Annotated in this window: 16 protein-coding genes and 1 pseudogene; 14 read left to right on the forward strand and 3 right to left on the reverse strand. The window is 42.3% G+C overall.

The window, feature by feature from the left end; genetic code table 11:
* Positions 1-442 precede the first annotated feature (442 nt).
* A complete protein-coding gene (gene vnfD, locus HWQ44_RS18055) occupies positions 443-2,440 on the reverse strand; it encodes a nitrogenase vanadium-iron protein, alpha chain (protein WP_292721148.1) in 1,998 nt (665 codons plus the stop codon).
* A gap of 719 nt (positions 2,441-3,159) precedes the next feature.
* On the reverse strand, positions 3,160-3,387 hold the full coding sequence (locus tag HWQ44_RS18060) for an IS1-like element transposase (protein ID WP_292721151.1): 228 nt from the start codon (positions 3,385-3,387) through the stop codon (positions 3,160-3,162).
* Between the two features lie 92 nt (positions 3,388-3,479).
* Here HWQ44_RS18060 and nifH point away from each other — a divergent pair, with 92 nt between their 5' ends.
* The 10 genes and pseudogenes from nifH (at position 3,480) to HWQ44_RS18110 (ending at position 13,113) form a co-directional block, all read left to right on the forward strand.
* Positions 3,480-4,379, forward strand: coding sequence for a nitrogenase iron protein (gene nifH / locus HWQ44_RS18065; RefSeq protein WP_366931392.1), 900 nt, complete (start codon positions 3,480-3,482; stop codon positions 4,377-4,379).
* A gap of 165 nt (positions 4,380-4,544) precedes the next feature.
* Positions 4,545-4,940 carry a hypothetical protein gene (locus tag HWQ44_RS18070; RefSeq protein ID WP_292721153.1) on the forward strand — a complete coding sequence of 132 codons (396 nt, stop codon included), beginning with the start codon at positions 4,545-4,547 and terminating at the stop codon, positions 4,938-4,940.
* Positions 4,941-5,193: 253 nt separating this feature from the next.
* Positions 5,194-6,444, forward strand: coding sequence for a substrate-binding domain-containing protein (locus HWQ44_RS18075; protein ID WP_292721154.1), 1,251 nt, complete (start codon positions 5,194-5,196; stop codon positions 6,442-6,444).
* A gap of 205 nt (positions 6,445-6,649) precedes the next feature.
* Positions 6,650-7,768 carry a homocitrate synthase gene (gene nifV, locus HWQ44_RS18080; protein ID WP_179076556.1) on the forward strand — a complete coding sequence of 373 codons (1,119 nt, stop codon included), beginning with the start codon at positions 6,650-6,652 and terminating at the stop codon, positions 7,766-7,768.
* 471 nt (positions 7,769-8,239) lie between these two features.
* Complete coding sequence (locus HWQ44_RS18085) at positions 8,240-8,950, forward strand: 2OG-Fe(II) oxygenase (RefSeq protein WP_292721156.1); 711 nt, start codon at positions 8,240-8,242, stop codon at positions 8,948-8,950.
* Positions 8,951-9,058: 108 nt separating this feature from the next.
* Positions 9,059-9,880 carry an NADPH-dependent oxidoreductase gene (locus HWQ44_RS18090; RefSeq protein WP_292721158.1) on the forward strand — a complete coding sequence of 274 codons (822 nt, stop codon included), beginning with the start codon at positions 9,059-9,061 and terminating at the stop codon, positions 9,878-9,880.
* A gap of 809 nt (positions 9,881-10,689) precedes the next feature.
* Complete coding sequence (locus tag HWQ44_RS18095) at positions 10,690-10,923, forward strand: hypothetical protein (RefSeq protein ID WP_292721161.1); 234 nt, start codon at positions 10,690-10,692, stop codon at positions 10,921-10,923.
* Between the two features lie 282 nt (positions 10,924-11,205).
* A complete protein-coding gene (locus HWQ44_RS18100) occupies positions 11,206-11,706 on the forward strand; it encodes a phosphate-starvation-inducible PsiE family protein (protein WP_292721201.1) in 501 nt (166 codons plus the stop codon).
* 293 nt (positions 11,707-11,999) lie between these two features.
* Positions 12,000-12,499 (forward strand): annotated as a pseudogene (locus tag HWQ44_RS18105) (DUF2231 domain-containing protein).
* Complete coding sequence (locus tag HWQ44_RS18110; protein ID WP_292721164.1) at positions 12,496-13,113, forward strand: DUF2231 domain-containing protein; 618 nt, start codon at positions 12,496-12,498, stop codon at positions 13,111-13,113. The pseudogene HWQ44_RS18105 and the gene HWQ44_RS18110 overlap by 4 nt, the downstream one beginning before the upstream one ends.
* Positions 13,114-13,251: 138 nt before the next feature.
* On the opposite strand, the gene HWQ44_RS18115 is transcribed toward HWQ44_RS18110, so the two are convergent.
* Positions 13,252-13,467, reverse strand: a complete 216-nt coding sequence (locus HWQ44_RS18115) for a hypothetical protein (protein ID WP_292721185.1) — start codon at positions 13,465-13,467, stop codon at positions 13,252-13,254.
* Positions 13,468-13,566: 99 nt separating this feature from the next.
* Here HWQ44_RS18115 and HWQ44_RS18120 point away from each other — a divergent pair, with 99 nt between their 5' ends.
* From HWQ44_RS18120 to HWQ44_RS18135, 4 genes are all read left to right on the forward strand, one after another.
* Positions 13,567-13,710 (forward strand): hypothetical protein, encoded by a 144-nt coding sequence (locus HWQ44_RS18120; protein WP_292721187.1) that lies wholly within the window; start codon positions 13,567-13,569, stop codon positions 13,708-13,710.
* 234 nt (positions 13,711-13,944) lie between these two features.
* Positions 13,945-14,826 (forward strand): substrate-binding domain-containing protein, encoded by an 882-nt coding sequence (locus tag HWQ44_RS18125; RefSeq protein ID WP_292721190.1) that lies wholly within the window; start codon positions 13,945-13,947, stop codon positions 14,824-14,826.
* Between the two features lie 267 nt (positions 14,827-15,093).
* Complete coding sequence (locus tag HWQ44_RS18130) at positions 15,094-15,792, forward strand: ABC transporter permease (RefSeq protein WP_292721194.1); 699 nt, start codon at positions 15,094-15,096, stop codon at positions 15,790-15,792.
* Positions 15,789-16,871 (forward strand): energy-coupling factor ABC transporter ATP-binding protein, encoded by a 1,083-nt coding sequence (locus HWQ44_RS18135; RefSeq protein ID WP_292721196.1) that lies wholly within the window; start codon positions 15,789-15,791, stop codon positions 16,869-16,871. Before HWQ44_RS18130 ends, HWQ44_RS18135 begins: the two co-directional genes overlap by 4 nt.
* The last annotated feature ends 156 nt before the right edge of the window (positions 16,872-17,027 follow it).

Below are 17,027 nucleotides of genomic sequence, written 5' to 3' on the forward strand. Positions count from 1 at the left end.
AAGAAAGTGGAGCGATGTCTGTGGCAAGCCAACGCTGCATCTAACCAAGAAGCAAGCTACTCATAGCATCGATTACAGAACAAAAGTAGAATTGAATTTCGTGAAAATCTTGAAAGCTAGATGAGATGCTTCTGTAGTCAGATACCAAGCTTCTTAAGAATGCTCTTGGTATAGCCCGTCGCAGCGATCGCTCTCTACTCTGTAAGTCTCTACTCTGTAAGAAAATTTCTGCACAAACACTAACAGGATGACAAGACTCTAATTCATACTCTAATTCAACAACACCGTTTGTTTATAGGACTTACGCAAAAACCCTCTCAAACTCTCATTCCCCCGTGGCCCCTGCGTCCTCTGTGGTAGCCTGCGGCAAGCCGCTCCGCGTCTACGTTTTGCGTTACCTTTGCATAAGTCCTAGTTTGGTTGAATTACCGATCTAATTGCTTTAATAAAGCGAATAATGCAACTCACCATTCTTCGACTTGGTTATTACAATATCGATCAGCATTCCCTTAACAGCTTCCAGTACTGCTTTCTTTTGCGAGTTCTCCATGCTATTTAACCATGCAAACCTAATTTCTAGGTCAGCCGAAAGGATCTTTGCATCTGCATAAAAACCTCTCTCGATCAAGGTTTCCAGAACCACCTTTTCTCCAGTCAAGATTTGGGCGGCCATATTGAGAACACCATTGATGTTTTCTTCCCGATCCCATGCACGAGAGTGAAACTGCCACAAACACCGTTCTTGAATTAATTTTGTGACTTCCGCAGCTCGCTCTTGAATGTATGACGCGATTTCCTTAGCTTGCACTTGAACCTGTGGCGCAACTTCCTTAGCTTGGGGTTGAACCTGTGGTGCAACTTCCTTAGCTTGGGGTTGAACCTGTGGCGCAACTTCCTTAGCTGGCTGTTTAACCTGTGGTGCAGCTTCCTTAGCTGGCTTTTGAACCTGTGAAGTGGCTTCCTTAACTTGCTGTTGAACTAAAGAAACGACTTGCTCAGATAGCTCTTTGGTTGCTTTACCGTTGCCATTACCATTGGTACTTGACAGATTTTGCTCACCACGGATATCATCTTTAGCCAACTTCATCAGAGGGGAGTAGATGGCATTGTACATATCACGCGCCATATTCACCGCACCTTCAAAACCCATATAAGGGCCATTGTGGTAGCCATGACCATTCACATAAGGCAAATGCAACTTCTTCACCAATGCACCCACCCTCGGGCCAGTCAAAACCAAATCCGGCTTGACCATTTCCAGCACCTCGAAAAATTCGAGTTCATTACCATCATCAATATAGATAGTCCCTTCTTCACCTCTGGCAATTACCTTTTCAAAATCCTCTTGGTGTCCAAACTTCGACGACATCGCCACGACGTGCATTCCTAAATCGTCTTCCAGAGCCTTCGTCCAGTGCCACAAACGTGGGCCTCCTGTCCAAATACAGACTTTTTTACCAGTCAAGCGCTCTTTATACCACTCAAGCTTCGATTCATATTTAGCCACCTCTTCAGCAATCACCGCTTCGGCTCTATCTTCAATCCCAAAGAAAGCACCGATTTTGCGTAACCCTTCCTTAGCATAGTCAAAGCCCCAAGTATCCACATCAATCCGGGGAATGCCGTATTTTTTCTTTAACTCATTGGCAATATATCCCGCAGAACGGGCACAGTTAGTCACATTCAACTGCGCTCTGTGCATCCCGCGTAAGGAGTCATAAGTACCATTGCCGGTAAAATGGGCAATAATTTGGATGCCCATTTTTTCCATGTACTTTTCCATCACAAAGGTATCCCCTTGGATGTTGTAGTCACCAATCACATTAATCGTGTATGGGCTGGTAATTTCCGGCTCAAAAGTTCCTACTTTGTCAGTCATCCACCCCATATTGAATACGTGGTGTCCTTTGGATTGACTTACACCAGCAAAACCGGGACACTCAACGGTGAAGATATCGACATCACCAAGTTCTTTTTCTACTTCTTTGACTACAGGCTTAATATCATCGCCAATCAAAGCAGTAGAGCAGGTGGTGTACACCATCATCCGCTTGATGTCAGGAAATTCGGCAAAGGCTTCCAGCATCGCTTTTTTCAGCAGCTTTTCACCACCGAAGACAACGTGCTGTTCCTTCATGTCTGATGACCAGACATATTTGAGTTGGAAGTTGCCATTGTCGCTGGGATAGCGTTTGGTGTGCCATGTATCATAGGCACAGCCCACAGGCCCATGTATCAACTGGATAGTATCTTTGAGAACACCACCAATTACTAATTTTGCACCACAATAGCTGCATCCGCGTTCAGATAATGAGCCGGGAATGGTTTCGACATGGGCGCTAGGGAGAAACTGGGTTGTATCTTCTCCTTTCTCTTTAATATATATGTGCTTCTCCCGTTCGGGGATAGTTTCGTCGCACTTAAACAACTTCATTGGCATGGCTGATTGCTCCAGTTGCAATTGATCAGAAGACAGACTCTTCTAATATGTAATTTTTTTCAGAAACTTGTTGGAGTTCCTTGATTTCAAAATCCTATCAATCTTTCTAATTAATAATAGTAAAGCTGATAACAATAACGCAAATTAATATTGCAAAATAGTGATTAATTGCGTTTATAATAGACAGTTCGGTATAGATTTAAAGTAAACCAAATCATTCTATATAAAATACTTTTAGTCAAGAGAGTAGACAGACTATTCTAACTGGAAGTGAAGAGATAAATGATTTAATTTCTGTCCTCAATATAGATATCTCACCAAAGATAAATCGACGATATTTTCTCAACTTTCAACAACAAAATAACGCAATTATCGGCTTTGAGGCTCTCGATATGATGACTAATTGTAACCACGAATACTGTTTGTAAATTAATTGATCAGCGCAAGTAAATTGGACAGATGTATGATATTCTTTATTTATAGGGAATCTAAAACCAGAATAAAAACTCCTTAGATTCCTTTGAAGTGAGTATCAGACCAGCCTCATCAGTTATTGGTGATGGCATAACGTTAATCGAAGTGGAGCAAAACCGCCTAAAAATCGGTTTTTCGTTTGGCGAAGCTGTTGCCATAGCGTAGGCTGGACTGATTTTTTTTATGTATCTTCTTTGCAGCGAAAATAATACTTGTCTTGCTGTGAGTAAACAGAAATTTTTCATTCACCTGCCGTATCTGTGGAAGTTTTTTGGATTTTTGGTGACAGAATTGTCACTAATTTTTAGCATCCTTGTTGTATCTCGCATCCCGCTAATATTTACTGCCATATCTGTAAGAAGCTGTTTAACTTCTAGCAAATAACTGCAATATTTATAGTGCTGGATAGACGGTTGATGTCCACTATCTAACAGCATCAATTCAGTCACAAACTGGGTAGTAAATACTTTCAAGATTTACAACTCCAATTTGATTCAATACTCTGCTTGATTACACCATAATCTGGGAGCCGAATTAATAAGTCTGCGCCATTATTGAGGTTTTTATGCGGAAAATCGCTATTTATGGAAGAGGGGGAGTTGGCAAGTCCACAACAACTCAAAATGTAGTGGCTGGACTCACTGATCTGGATCGTAAGGTGATGGTTGTAGGGTGTGACTCAAAAGCAGACTCCACCCGGCTCCTCTTGGGGGGATTCCACCAGAAGATTGTACTCGACACGTTGCGTAAAGAAGAAGATGATGATTTGAATCTAGAAGACTTCCGCCAGGTGGGATGGGGGAAGACGCTGTGTGTGGAATCGGGTGGGCCGGAACCTGGTGTAGGATGTGCAGGTAGAGGCATTCTGACATCAATTGGGTTGCTGGAACAACTTGGTGCTTATGATGATGCAGTTAGACTTGATTATACATTTTATGACGGTCTGGGTGACGTGGTATGCGGTGGATTTGTCATGCCCATTCGTGAACGCAAAGCTCAAGAAGTTTACATTATCACTTCTGGGGAAATTATGGCAATGTATACCGTCAACAACATCTGCCGAAGTATTCAAAAGTATGCACCCATAGGCGGTATACGTCTGGGAGGATTGATTTGCAACTCTCGCAAAGTCGATGAGGAAGATGATTTGATCAAAGCTCTGGCAGAGAAACTGGGGACTCAAATGATCTACTCCATACCCAGAGACAATATGGTGCAGCAAGCAGAGTTCCACCGCAAGACGGTGATTGAGTATGCTCCTGAGTCTGAACAGGCGCAACACTATCGCAACCTAGCAATGGCAATTGACCAGAATACAGATTTTGTGACTCCGAAATCTATGTCTAACGATCAGCTAGAGGAACTGCTGGTACAGTTTGGGTTGTTTAGACACCTCCAGACATTAGGTATTAGCCCAAACTCTACAAAGGTTGCAGATTCATTTTCGGAGATACCTCTTGAATAGGACGATGCAGTAGGGGTTATCCCTCATACAAAGTGTCTGGAGCAATTGGCGATCTCTGACTCGAAAAAGCAGAAAAACTGCGTAAACTTCTTACCACCATTTGAGAAATCGGCGTTCTGAACCACGCCAAAATTCGTCTACCTCATTGAAGGAGGAGAACTCATTATGTTGACCGAAGAGGTTTTAGTCCAAAAATTTATTACCGTAGTCAAGGAACGCTGTGCCAAAGTAGGTGAGTTGCTCCAGTACTGCCACGTCGAACTCGTAAACTCTTACTGGGGCTGCCCTCCAAAACTTATACAACATTTTGTTGTTTATTATCCTAATATGCTGTTTGCCTCAATTAATGACAACAAAGATGTTTTCAGAGGCGTTGCTCAAGATTTGGGGATATGTCAGGCTGTTTGCATAAATGCCACACGCATTATTCGCGATCCCGCCTCAAGGTTGAAGGAAAAGAACCCGATCTTATGGTTGGAACTCCAGTGGGTGGCAGTACCAACTAAAAAAGGCAATTGGGGCAATTGGCATCTAGATCAGGATTTACCGCACTCGGACTAAGTTTTTTTTTGGTGACGTAGCTTGCTACCGTTGGCGATGCCTACGGCAGCAAGCTACGCTAAATCACTAAAATAGTATCCAAAAATGCAAGTATTTTAGCGATATGTATGCTATGCTTGCAGAAAATAAGCAAAATTGTCAAAACATCAATATGTCTGACAACAAAAACGGCAAATACGAGAAAACCTTGCGATTGACCCAACAGATTTAAGTTTGTCTGTTGTGGCTTTTTCTAACGGAGATATACAGCCTCATGAAACTGGATGTGAATCTTTGCAATAACCTGAAGTCAATTAGAACTCGCTTGGGTATGAGTCAGCAAGAATTAGCTAATATAGCTGGCGTCACTCGTCAGAGTATTGGTGGTGTGGAACTAGGGCAATATGCTCCTTCTGTTGCTATGTCACTGCGTTTAGCCAAAGCTCTTGGCTGCCAAGTCGAGGACTTATTCTGGTTTGAGGAAGATTTACCAGAAGTTGAGGCAATTCTTGCGGGATCAGTCCCTAAGCAACAGCGATCGCGAGTTAGTCTAGCGCGGGTTGGGGATCAATGGATAGCTTATCCCCTTGTTGGGAATGATGCTTTTCGGATCGAAATGATTCCAGCTGATGGTGAGACGCTTGCAGCGATCTACCCTGATGCTAAGGAACCCGTAAGGGTGGAAGAGTTACCCAGCATCAGCAAATTGCCATTAGCGTCAGAAGTAGCTAGTAATGAGCGTCAATCGGAGGGTGAAGCACAAAACCAAAACGTTACAAATAAAGTCCTGGTTCGGATTCTGGATGATATAGACAAACTACACAATACAGTTGTGATTGCTGGTTGTACACCTGTGCTTTCTCTCTTGGCAAGAGCAACTGAACGTTGGCATCCGCAACTGCGAATTCATTATCGTTTCGCCCACAGCAAGGCTGCATTACGTAGTCTGTGCAAAGGTGAAGTTCATATTGCAGGAATGCACTTATACGATCCCAAAACTGGGGAACATAACATTCCCTTTGTGCGGGAAGCCTTAACAGGCAAGAGTGCCGTTTTGATTACCCTTGGAGTTTGGGAAGAAGGTTTGTTAGTCCCACCAGGAAACCCAAGGGGAATTAAAACAGTTTCCGACTTAGTAGAATTTGGAGCAACTATTGTTACCCATGAAGCGGGTTCTGGCGGTCAGATGCTTTTAGAACGGAAACTCCAAGAAGAAGGAGTGCCATCCCAGACTGTGAAAGGATTTACCCATATCGTCCACAGCCATCAAGATGTTGCCTTATCTGTAGTCTCAGGAATTGCTGATGCAGGGATCAGTACGGCATCTATAGCTGCTGCTTTTGGGTTGGGATTTATCCCCCTTCATAGTGCGCGATATGACTTGGTGATTATTAAAGAATACTTGGAAGAAGAACCAGTAAAACAGTTCCTCAGTATCTTGGGACATCAGCTAGTGCGATCGCAATTAGAGATTCTCGGCGGCTATGACACTAGCAAGATTGGGGAAGTTGTAGCAAATATTTAAATAATTCGTAATTCGTAATTCGTAATTACGCACGCAGACTCGCTTTTCGCGTCGCTAACGTAATTTGTAATTATTAACCCACGGCTAAAAAATATGTCTTTTACTTTCCACAACTCAAGTTAGCTGCTCTGTCTTTCAATTGCGAATTACTGAAGCAAATCAAAATCACCCAACAAGTTAGCTGATCATGAATCATGACTTCACGATGAATAAACATCCCGTTCAGATTAACGATACAACCTTGCGAGATGGCGAACAAGCCGCAGGTGTAGCCTTTAATGTTGAAGAAAAAATTGCGATCGCTACTTTTCTTGATGCCATTGGTGTTCCAGAACTAGAAATTGGCGTTCCGGCAATGGGGCAAGAAGAAGCAGAATCTATCCGAGCGATCGCTAATCTGGGATTAAATGCCCAGTTACTTGGCTGGAACCGTGCTAAATTGTCCGATATCCAGGCATCTATAGATTGTGGTTTGGAACGGGTGCATATTTCCGTTCCCGTCTCAGAAATTCAGATTGCCGCCAAGTTTGGGGGTAAGCAGCAGGTTATGCTGGATCTTCTGCGAGATGCGATTAATTTTGCCTGCGATCGCGGTTTAGCTGTATCTGTTGGCGGAGAAGATTCTTCCAGAGCCGATCCATCTTTTCTATTGGATGTGGCGTATTATGCTCAAGAGTTGGGAGCTTTCCGGTTTCGCTTTTGTGACACTGTAGGAATTCTCGACCCTCTGAACACTTACAGCAAAGTTCGCTCCCTTGTGCATCATCTATTCATTCCCATAGAAATGCACACGCATAATGATTTTGGACTGGCAATGGCGAACTCGCTAGCTGGTATTGAAGCAGGAGCGCGATCCGTTAACACTACAGTAAATGGGATTGGCGAACGCGCAGGTAATGCGGCGCTGGAAGAAATGGTGATGGCACTGAAACACCTTTACAACATCCCAACGGGTATTAATACAAAACGGTTGCTGGAACTGTCACGGTTAGTTGCTAAAGCTGCTAATTGGCCGGTTCCTCCCTGGAAAGCGATCGTGGGTGAAAATACTTTTGCACACGAGTCAGGGATTCATGCTCACGGTGTGTTGCAAAATCCCGGTACTTACGAACCTTTTGCGCCGGAAGATGTTGGTTGGGAACGCCGCCTTGTTGTAGGCAAACATTCCGGTCGGCATCTGATCATCAGTGTACTGCAAGAACATGGAATCATACTCAGTCAGCCAGAAATTCAATCAGTGCTGGATGCTGTAAAGCATGAGTCAGTAAAAGTTAAGCGCAGTCTCACTGTTGAAGAACTCCTGAGTTTTGTTCCCCAAAGGTGAATGCACACATCTACCAAAACATTACAGGGGAATAGGGTTGGTAATCCTTCTGAAATCGTAAAAAAGCGTTCAAGTTCAAAAGTTGACTATGACAAATCCTACAAAATTATTGCGATCGGGGCGCTCCGGGACTGGGTACTGGGCAAGAAAATATGAATCAGATTTGCTTGGGATCTAAATTCCCATCTAAATCTTCCCAGTCCCCACTCCCTAGTCTGCATTCCCTAGTGACTAGGGCGTGTTTTCAAAGTCTTAGATCCCCCCAACCCCCCTTAAAAAGGGGGGCAAAGAGTCTCTTAAAGTCCCCCTTTTTAAGGGGGATTTAGGGGGATCTAAAAAGTTAAGAGGCTAAACGAGCAGTTTTAAAACACGCCCTAGTCCCTAATCCCCAATCCCCATTCCCTAGTTCAATACCACTTGATGTCCAGGGTAATCATGATTGGTTAATTCTACTAAAGCGTTTTTTCTACCATGCTTAACTTTGATTCCATTCGTACCACAGCAATGCAAAAAGTCCCATACAATTGGGCTTTGATCAAAAACCTGCTTTCATCAGAAGCAAGCTTAGAACTAACTGCAAGTTTTCCCCACGAAGAGTTTCGCCTGTCGGAGGGAGAGGGATATGGATACTCTTGGGGAAAGATGCTTGCAACTAGCGAGGATATTTCCTTGATGCTCAAATCTAGCGATAATCGCTGGCGAGAGCGGATGGCACAAGGCAGACTTACTTATGATTTGAGACACCTGAGTAAAGTCTGGCGACAGTTGATAGAAGAACTGTGGACAGATTCTTACCGCAAAGCAATAGATGAAATGTCTGGGTTGGAACTAAAAGACTGTGTAATGGATATTGGATTTCGTCGATATCAATTAGGACAGTTACATCACCCTCATACAGACGAGCCGAACAAAGTTTTAACTCATCTGCTATTTTTCAATCAACAATGGTCTGTAGACTGGGGAGGCTGTTTGCGAATTCTCAAAGACTCCCAGCCGGAATCTGCCTTCCAAGATATTCTACCCCTTAGTGATTCCTCAGTTGCGATCGCACGTTCTGACAATTCTTGGCATACGGTTACTCCGCTTACTTGTCCTGCATCTGAGTATCGGCTAGCTTTACGAGTTGCTTTTTTTCGGAACGATCTAATTTCAGATTTCGGAGAAACCCAGCTAGCTGCGTAGTAATCAAGTCTTTTCTCTCTATTTTTGTCAGTTAATCAGCCTCCTGATTTTCTGCTTCTTCCTTGTTTTCCTTAATCGTAAAAAAGTGTTCAAATTCAAAAGCTGACTATGACCAATCCTACAGAACTACTGCGATCGCGCTACGGTGAAGTTCCCTTCAATTACGAAATTGACTGGAACGCCTCTCTAGAAACGCTAATAGCCCACCGTTCAGTCCGGTCTTATCTATCTGATCCTTTACCACCAGGAACCCTAGAATGGCTAGTTGCAGCTGCTCAATCTGCTCCTAGTTCAGCTAATATGCAAACCTGGAGTGTAGTAGCAGTTGAAGATCAAAAGCGCAAAGCAGAATTATGCAGGCTGGCTAATAACCAAGTATGGATTAACCAAGCTCCTGTATTCTTCGTTTGGTTAGCAGATTTAGGTCGTCTGGCTCATGTTGCCCTAAGTCGCGGACTAACTCCCGTAGCTCTGGATTACGTAGAACTGTTGGTTAAAGCAATAGTCGATGCTTCAGTCGCAGCGCAAAATGCGATCGTCGCTGCTGAATCTGTTGGTTTAGGAACGGTATATATCGGCGCAATCCGCAAAAGCACTCAAGAGGTAGCCACGTTATTGAATTTGCCACCTTTTGTGTTCCCTGTATTTGGGTTGTGTGTAGGTTATCCCAATCCTGAAGCACAACCTGTTGTTAAGCCACGTCTACCCCAGCCAGCTGTATTCCATCGGGAAACCTATAAATTGGCAGAGCAAGATGAGGCGATCACTCACTATAATGATATCATGAAAGAGTTCTACACTGAACAAAAGATGAATGTCGCTGGTGATTGGTCGCAACATTCAGCTGAGCGAATAGCCACTTTAGACTATTTAAAAGGGTGTAAGGATTTGCGTGAGACTCTGAATAACTTCGGCTTCAAGTTGTTATAAAAGGAGTCAACAGCCAGAAGACACAGACAACTCTAAGCATCCACTGTACCTCTAGTCTTAAGTAAGCTAGCAAGAGAGGCAACTAGAGGAGAGCTTCTGATGTCTGCACCAAAGCTTTTGACGCTTAAAGACTCAACAGATGATTTCGGTGCGTAAGTCTAAGCAATAGATAAGAACTTACGCACCGTGATAAAATTATCTCATTGCGAGTGCAGCATCTCCAACAGAAGCAATCTTAAACCCTAATAGTCTCAATACGTTTCGGTTAAGAATATTTGTAGGTTGGGTGGAACGAAGTGAAACCCAACAAACCTTGCAATATGTTGGGTTTCGTTCCTCAACCCAACCTACACATTTTTATTTTTTGGGCTTAACCGAACTGTATTGCTAGTACTCTGCCAAGGCAAGTTTACTGGGTGAGCAACTTCTTAAACATCTCTTTTATTCTCAGACTCTGTGTTCTCTGACGCCAGTTGCTACAACGTTCTTAACCCGCGCAACGCACTGGTTGATCTGTCGTTCGTTCTTTTACCCTTCAAATTTGGCTTGACAGACCACTAATTTTCAGTGCGTAAGTCCTAAAATAGACTCGTTCGCTTGTCAGATATAGCAATATCTCCTGCTTGAAACCTTTGTACGAATTTTGGGAATCTGAAGACATTTAAGCAGTCAACAGGCGAACAATTTAATTGGTATTCCAGCAAATTTTATCTTTCAAAAAAGGGCTGAACTGTAAGAATCGCTCTTTGACTGAGAATTGCTGATCAAAAATGCAGAACTAACCCGCGAAACCAAAGGAATTTCAAACAATGAATAATCTATCTACCAAAGATCTCAACAGACTACGCTCTCAAAGCAAAATAATTGTTAGTCGAGTGGAGATTTTCATAGAAACTTACTTATCAGAAACCTCCCTTGATGAAAGTTTGGTTAACCAAACCTTAGAAGAGATCGTCAAAGCTGCGAATAACTTAACAACCGCAGCATCAAAGATGAAAACTGCCGAAACCGTCCATAAACTCAACCTCAACGGTTCAAAATAGGACTGAGTTGAACCTCATAGCTAAATCTGACAATTCAGATCATCTGGAAAAGCTAACGATTGACCTAACCCCCTGGCCCTCTTCCCAAAATGAGAAGGAGGAAAATTCAAAGTCTCTCTCCTTGTAGGAGAGAGAAATAGAAGTGAGGTTTTCCAGATACCGTAAAAAGTCAGATAGCTAAATGGGGATTGAATACAGTTCCAAGTGCTGAGTAATCGATGCTAGATACTCAGCACTATTTTAGTTATGGAGATAAATGAATCTAGTCTATTAGGAAATACCATGCTAAAGGGGATAACTTCAAATTTCAATAACTGGTTACAAAGAAATACAATTGTACGTAATCTGGAATTTTTCCAAGACTTTATTATCATTTCTCTCTGCCTTGGTTTATTCTGTGTAATGCTCATCCGATTGGGAGATATGTTCTTCTCCTTTTTAAGCCCATTGGATTTGCGGCAAGTAACATCTGATATCCTGTTCATTTTGATTTTAGTAGAGTTGTTTCGTCTGTTAATCGATCATCTACAACAACAGAGGACATCCGTGACCGCAGCAGTAGAAATTACTATTGTTTCTGCTTTAAGAGAGGTAATTTTACGCGGTGTACTCGAAATTCCCCGTGACCAAATTTTTGGAATAGCTTTGTTTCTAGTAGTTTTAACAGGAATTATGGTGGCTTTACCTTGGATATCTCGTTTTCTTGAACAGGTCAAAATTGCTAACCCAGAAACAGCAGAAAAAGCACAAGTATTGGCTAAAAACTCTCTAGCTACTGATTAATTGTAACCACACATACTGTTTGAAAATTAGTTGCTTAACGCAAGTAATTTTAACAAATGTATGATATTCTTTATATATGGAGATAGAAAATCAAAAGCACAAAATCTTCAAAGAATAATTAGGCTACCCTATATCAAAAATTCTCATGACGAGAACTCCTGCTATTATTTGAATAGGTTTGAAGTCTAACCTGAGTCGTTCTAGAAATAAAAAAAATTGTGAACATTAAGGATTGGAAGTTAGTTCCTCGCTACTAAATATTAACTTCTAGCTAATAGATGGATTGGAACGCTATGCTTGATTACTTTACATCTTTGAACGACCACAATTTACCCTATTCAGATACAATTCATCCCATCGTTGTCCACTTCGTAATTGCGATGGTGTTGTTTGCCTTTGCCTGCGATGTAATTGGTTATTTCACTGGTAACGCTCGTCTTTTTGAGGTCAGTTGGTGGAATATGTTTGTCTCTGCGATCGCTATCTTTGTGGCCGTTATCTTTGGTCAGTTTGAAGCTGGCTGGCAAAACCTTACGATGCTGTTAAGGCAGTGCTGAATTTGCATACGTTGATTGGTTGGTCGCTTTCGGGAATCATCACAGCGATTACAGCTTGGCGATATGTAATTCGTACACGCAACCCTGACAAATTACCGATTCCTTACATGCTAGTGGGGCTGTTTTTAACCCTAATAGTTGGCTTGCAAGTATATTTCAGAGATGAATTTGTTTGGATATATGGACTGCACACAGTGCCAGTTGTTGAAGCAGTAAAAAATGCTACTTTGCCATGAACTCGGAACTAATTGACCAATTAAGTACACAACTAGGTAATAATGGACTGCCTTATAGCATTCCTATCCATCCCAACTTAGTCCATCTCACCCTCGGTTTGTTCATCATTGGGATGACCTTCGATATCGTTGGTGTGCTGTTTCCCTTGGAAATATGGGTTTTCAAATATTTTGCCATTACTGTCAAACGTGTCAATTTCTTTGATGTCGGCTGGTACAACATGGTCGCTTCCAGTATTATCACTTTTTTCACTGTGGGCGCAGGCTTTTACGAAATGCTTTTAGCAGCACCACCTACTGATATCAAGAGTGCCTGGGGATTACAGGCAATGCAAACTATGATTTGGCATGGTGTAGGTGGCGTCTTTTTATTAGCATTGATTGTTGATATGACCATTTGGAGAGGATGGCAGCGCTTCGTTTGGGACAAACAAGAATATAAACAGACAGATAGAGAAGTGCAATGGATCTATTTGTTCGCAGGCATAGCAATCATGTTCATTATGTACATCCACGGCACACTAGGAGCGCAACTAGCCGCCGAATTTGGCGTACACAATACAGCAGATAATTTGCTGCGATTAGGTCAAGACCTCAACACAACACTTAAATGAGTCATTAGTCAATTGTCCTTTGTCATTTATTTAAAGTTAGTAATCAATGACCAATGACCAATGACTAATGACCAATGACCACTGACTAATAATTAATGACCATGAGAATCCAGAAGATTTTAAATATTTTGACGCCGCTTACGGGCGCGATTGCAATCCAGGAATTGCCAAAAGTTCTTGGGTTGCAGCTTCGCTTTCAGCATTTGCTAAATAAGCCGCAAAATCAGCAAGCACCTGTAATCGCTCTGGCGATAGTTGCTTCAGTAAGTCATTAAGCTGGCACTGTAACTCTGTAACAGCTACTAAATCTGCTGACGACCTATCCTCGATCGGCGAATTATCCGTAGTACTCATCGCTTGCTTTGTGCAACTTCAAGGTTTACCGTCTATTGTAGCTCCCTGTTAGCTCACCTGTTTTACACCGTCCAATCCTCCATCACTAAACCTGAAACCTTGTTGAAGTCACTAACATTTCGGGTCAACAATACTAAATTACGAGATATGGCGATCGCTGCTATTCTTAAATCCATCGTAGACACACGAACCCGTTGCGATCGCATTCCACCAAATATCTCTAAACTACGTCACAATGACTGAAACAAAGCGGTCTAAAGCTATACCAGGACTTCTGTCAAGTTCTTCTAAACAAATGCCATGCTGGGTAAAAACTAAGATGTCAGCATCTTGTCAGGAATTCTTCTCATCATCAAAATTGTCTGGAAAACAACATAAATATAGTTGCTTTCCTAATCAATCTTGCCTATACTCCTCAATGTAAGCTTTACTTGCCATAGTAAAAAATATTGGCGTACGGATTGCTAGGAGAGTGCAATGATCAATCATCGGGCTTTGCGTCATGGGTATTTGGTAATTCTCGTGGCGATTCTTTGCATCGGCTTTGGTAGTATATTCAACCAAGAGCCAACTTTTGGACAGTCTTCAGGAAGTAGAAATGTCATTGTGGCGATGACAACCAGTATTGAGGATAGTGGGCTGCTAGATGATTTAGTTCCGGCGATTGAAAAGAAAACAGGATATAGGCTAAAAAAGGTTGCAGTCGGCACCGGACAGGCTTTGGCTCTGGCTGAAAAAGGTGAGGTTGACGCGCTATTCGTCAATTCACCGAAAGCCGAACGCAAAGTTTTGGAGGGTGGTGCGGTGATTAATCGCCACTTGGTAATGCACAATGACTTTGTGATTGTCGGGCCAGATGCAGACAAAGCAAAGATTAGAGGGAAAAAGAATGCTGTGGAAGCATTCAGTCTGATTGCCAAAAATCAAGTATTGTTTGTATCGCGGGGTGATGACTCAGGTACTAACAAACTAGAAAAAGATTTATGGAAACAGGCAAACATCACACCATCTGGAACTTGGTATCAGCAAACAGGTTCAGGAATGGCGGAAACTTTGCAAGTTGCTAATCAAAAACTGGGATATACCTTAGCAGATCGGGCAACGTATATATTTCAGCAGAAAAATCTGTCTTTGCCTGTACTGGTGCAAGGAGATAAGAAACTGTTAAATCTTTACCATGTGATGGAGGTAAATTCTAAGAAGTACCCCAGAGTCAATAGTGCAGGAGCTAAAGCGTTTATTAATTTTGTCTTATCTCCTGAAGGACAGACAATAATTGCAGCCCACGGGAAAAAAGAGTTTAAACAACCGCTATTTTATGTTGATGCCGGTAAAACCGAGAAAGATTATGGCTTGTGAACTACCCCGCCATAAGACGGACGGGGCTTCCCAATTCATCAGGAATAGCCTCCAGAACTTCGTAGTACTAGAAAGTCTTACATTCCCTCCAAGGGCAGGACTCCTGGTTCCCAAGACCCAAATCTTTTTCTTGCAACATATACCTGTTAGCTTGGTTTTCGCTTATGGCATTGATGGTCAAGATGATAATACTTAGTTTACAAGAATTGGTGATTCGTCATACATCTGGAATTTGTTTTTACTTTATTTTTTAAGAAATTTGTATTTGTGAATACAATCATCGAAGGAGCTTTCAAAGCTTTTGAGCTATTAACCAGTGGCGATAGTGACGTTTTCCAAGTCATGACGATGACATTGTTTGTATCTGGAACAGCTACAGCCATTAGCGTGTTACTGGGACTACCATTAGGACTGTGGCTAGCATTAGTGGATTTCATCGGCAAGCAGACTCTGACTAGTTTGATTAATTTCGGTATGGGATTACCACCCGTCGTAGTCGGTTTATTCGTCAGTATGTTTTTGTGGCGATCTGGCCCATTGGGAAATCTTGATTTGATTTATACACCCATAGCTATGATCGTCGCCCAAACCATCATTGCTTTTCCAATTGTTGCTGGCTTCAGTTTTGCAGCAATTATCAGTATTAATCCGAAGCTACGTTGGCGATTGTTATCAATGGGGGCGACACAGTGGCAAGCCAACTGGTTGCTAATCAAAGAAGCACGGTTAGGGTTAATGGCTGCAATCATGGCTGGTTTTGGTCGCGTCATCTCGGAAGTTGGTGCATCCATGATGGTGGGCGGCAATATTAAGGGGCAGACTAGAGTCCTGACTACAGCGATCGTTACGGAGGTAGGGAAAGGAAATTACGATGTGGCAATGGCGATCGCATATATCCTCCTGATCATCACATACACCGTAATCGTGTTGCTGACTATCCTACAGCATGACAAGAAAATCCTATGAGTACTAACGAATATGTTCTGAATATGCGACAGGTGAGCGTTGCTAGCAAACCACGTAAGAATATCCTGTCAATTAACAATTTTACAGTCCGTCCAGGGGAACTGGTTGCTGTGATTGGCCCCAATGGTGCTGGTAAAAGCACTTTGTTAAGAACAATCAATCTCTTGCAACCTTACCGTGGTGAGATGCAATTATTTGGAGAGGATGTCCATAATACCAATAAAACATTGTTGCGTCGTCGTTCGGCTTTGGTATTTCAGGAAACCTTACTACTGGATGACACTGTTTTTAATAATGTTGCCAAGGTATTAAAGTTTCGCGGCACACCAACACACAAGATTAAGCAAAGAGTACATACTGCACTGACAACTTTTGGCTGTGAACACTTAGCAAATCAGTCAGCTCGTTCTCTGTCTGGTGGTGAAGCGAAACGAGTTTGTATTGCCTGCGGTTTAGTTGCTGATTCCGAATTGCTGCTTTTGGATGAGCCTTCTGCCTCTTTAGATGTGGGAATACGTCCCCAGATGATTGAGAAAATTAGACAATGGGCCCAAGCGAGGGGATCAGCAGTCATATTAGTCAGTCATAATTTTACAGATATACTGCATTTTGCCGATCGCGCGATCGCTTTATTTGACGGCTGTATTGTCCAGGATGATAACTTGGAAACTATCATCCGCCGACCAGCTAACGAGCAACTTGCCAGACTGGTAGGGATAGATAATATTATTCCGTGCCATGTAGAACGGAGTAGCCGTGGAAATTTTATCAAACTTGCAAACGGGATAGAGTTTTTATATCCTGGGGAAATCACAAAACCAATTACTACATGTTGTTTATCTGGCGATACTTTCAATCTTTACGATGCAAGTTCTTCAATGCGACACAAACTTTGTTCGGTAATTATTGAAGGACTAGTAGAACGGGTTTTAAATGGTATTGGTATTTGTAGTATTTGGGTTAAGGTGGGAGGACAGACTTTAATTGCCAGAGTGCCTCGGAATCATATATTCGGCAATGTATATCCCCATGAGATAATTAAACTAGCATTCAATCCTAAAGATGCACATTTCGTTTAGAACAATAGACGGTTTTATACTAGAAATAGCGGGATAAATAAGAATTTAGTCGTTCCCATTAGCAAAAGACTCTAAAATTTTACACCTGGCAGCATTTATCTCAGGGTTAGCGCGTCTCAAAGCCTATTGACAATAGGACTTGCCTGATATAGCAAT

The sequence above is a fragment of the Nostoc sp. JL34 genome (assembly GCF_017114945.1).
GTDB lineage: Bacteria > Cyanobacteriota > Cyanobacteriia > Cyanobacteriales > Nostocaceae > Nostoc.

Excerpts from the sequence above, each read along its gene's own strand:
- HWQ44_RS18070 (WP_292721153.1), top strand. The coding sequence starts at position 4,545 with ATGTTGACCGAAGAGGTTTTAGTCCAAAAATTTATTACCGTAGTCAAG.
- HWQ44_RS18090 (WP_292721158.1), top strand. The coding sequence starts at position 9,059 with ATGACCAATCCTACAGAACTACTGCGATCGCGCTACGGTGAAGTTCCC.
- vnfD (WP_292721148.1), bottom strand. The coding sequence starts at position 2,440 with ATGCCAATGAAGTTGTTTAAGTGCGACGAAACTATCCCCGAACGGGAG.
- nifH (WP_366931392.1), top strand. The coding sequence starts at position 3,480 with ATGCGGAAAATCGCTATTTATGGAAGAGGGGGAGTTGGCAAGTCCACA.
- HWQ44_RS18100 (WP_292721201.1), top strand. The coding sequence starts at position 11,206 with ATGCTAAAGGGGATAACTTCAAATTTCAATAACTGGTTACAAAGAAAT.
- HWQ44_RS18085 (WP_292721156.1), top strand. The coding sequence starts at position 8,240 with ATGCTTAACTTTGATTCCATTCGTACCACAGCAATGCAAAAAGTCCCA.
- HWQ44_RS18115 (WP_292721185.1), bottom strand. The coding sequence starts at position 13,467 with ATGAGTACTACGGATAATTCGCCGATCGAGGATAGGTCGTCAGCAGAT.
- HWQ44_RS18095 (WP_292721161.1), top strand. The coding sequence starts at position 10,690 with ATGAATAATCTATCTACCAAAGATCTCAACAGACTACGCTCTCAAAGC.
- HWQ44_RS18110 (WP_292721164.1), top strand. The coding sequence starts at position 12,496 with ATGAACTCGGAACTAATTGACCAATTAAGTACACAACTAGGTAATAAT.
- HWQ44_RS18075 (WP_292721154.1), top strand. The coding sequence starts at position 5,194 with ATGAAACTGGATGTGAATCTTTGCAATAACCTGAAGTCAATTAGAACT.
- nifV (WP_179076556.1), top strand. The coding sequence starts at position 6,650 with ATGAATAAACATCCCGTTCAGATTAACGATACAACCTTGCGAGATGGC.
- HWQ44_RS18135 (WP_292721196.1), top strand. The coding sequence starts at position 15,789 with ATGAGTACTAACGAATATGTTCTGAATATGCGACAGGTGAGCGTTGCT.
- HWQ44_RS18125 (WP_292721190.1), top strand. The coding sequence starts at position 13,945 with ATGATCAATCATCGGGCTTTGCGTCATGGGTATTTGGTAATTCTCGTG.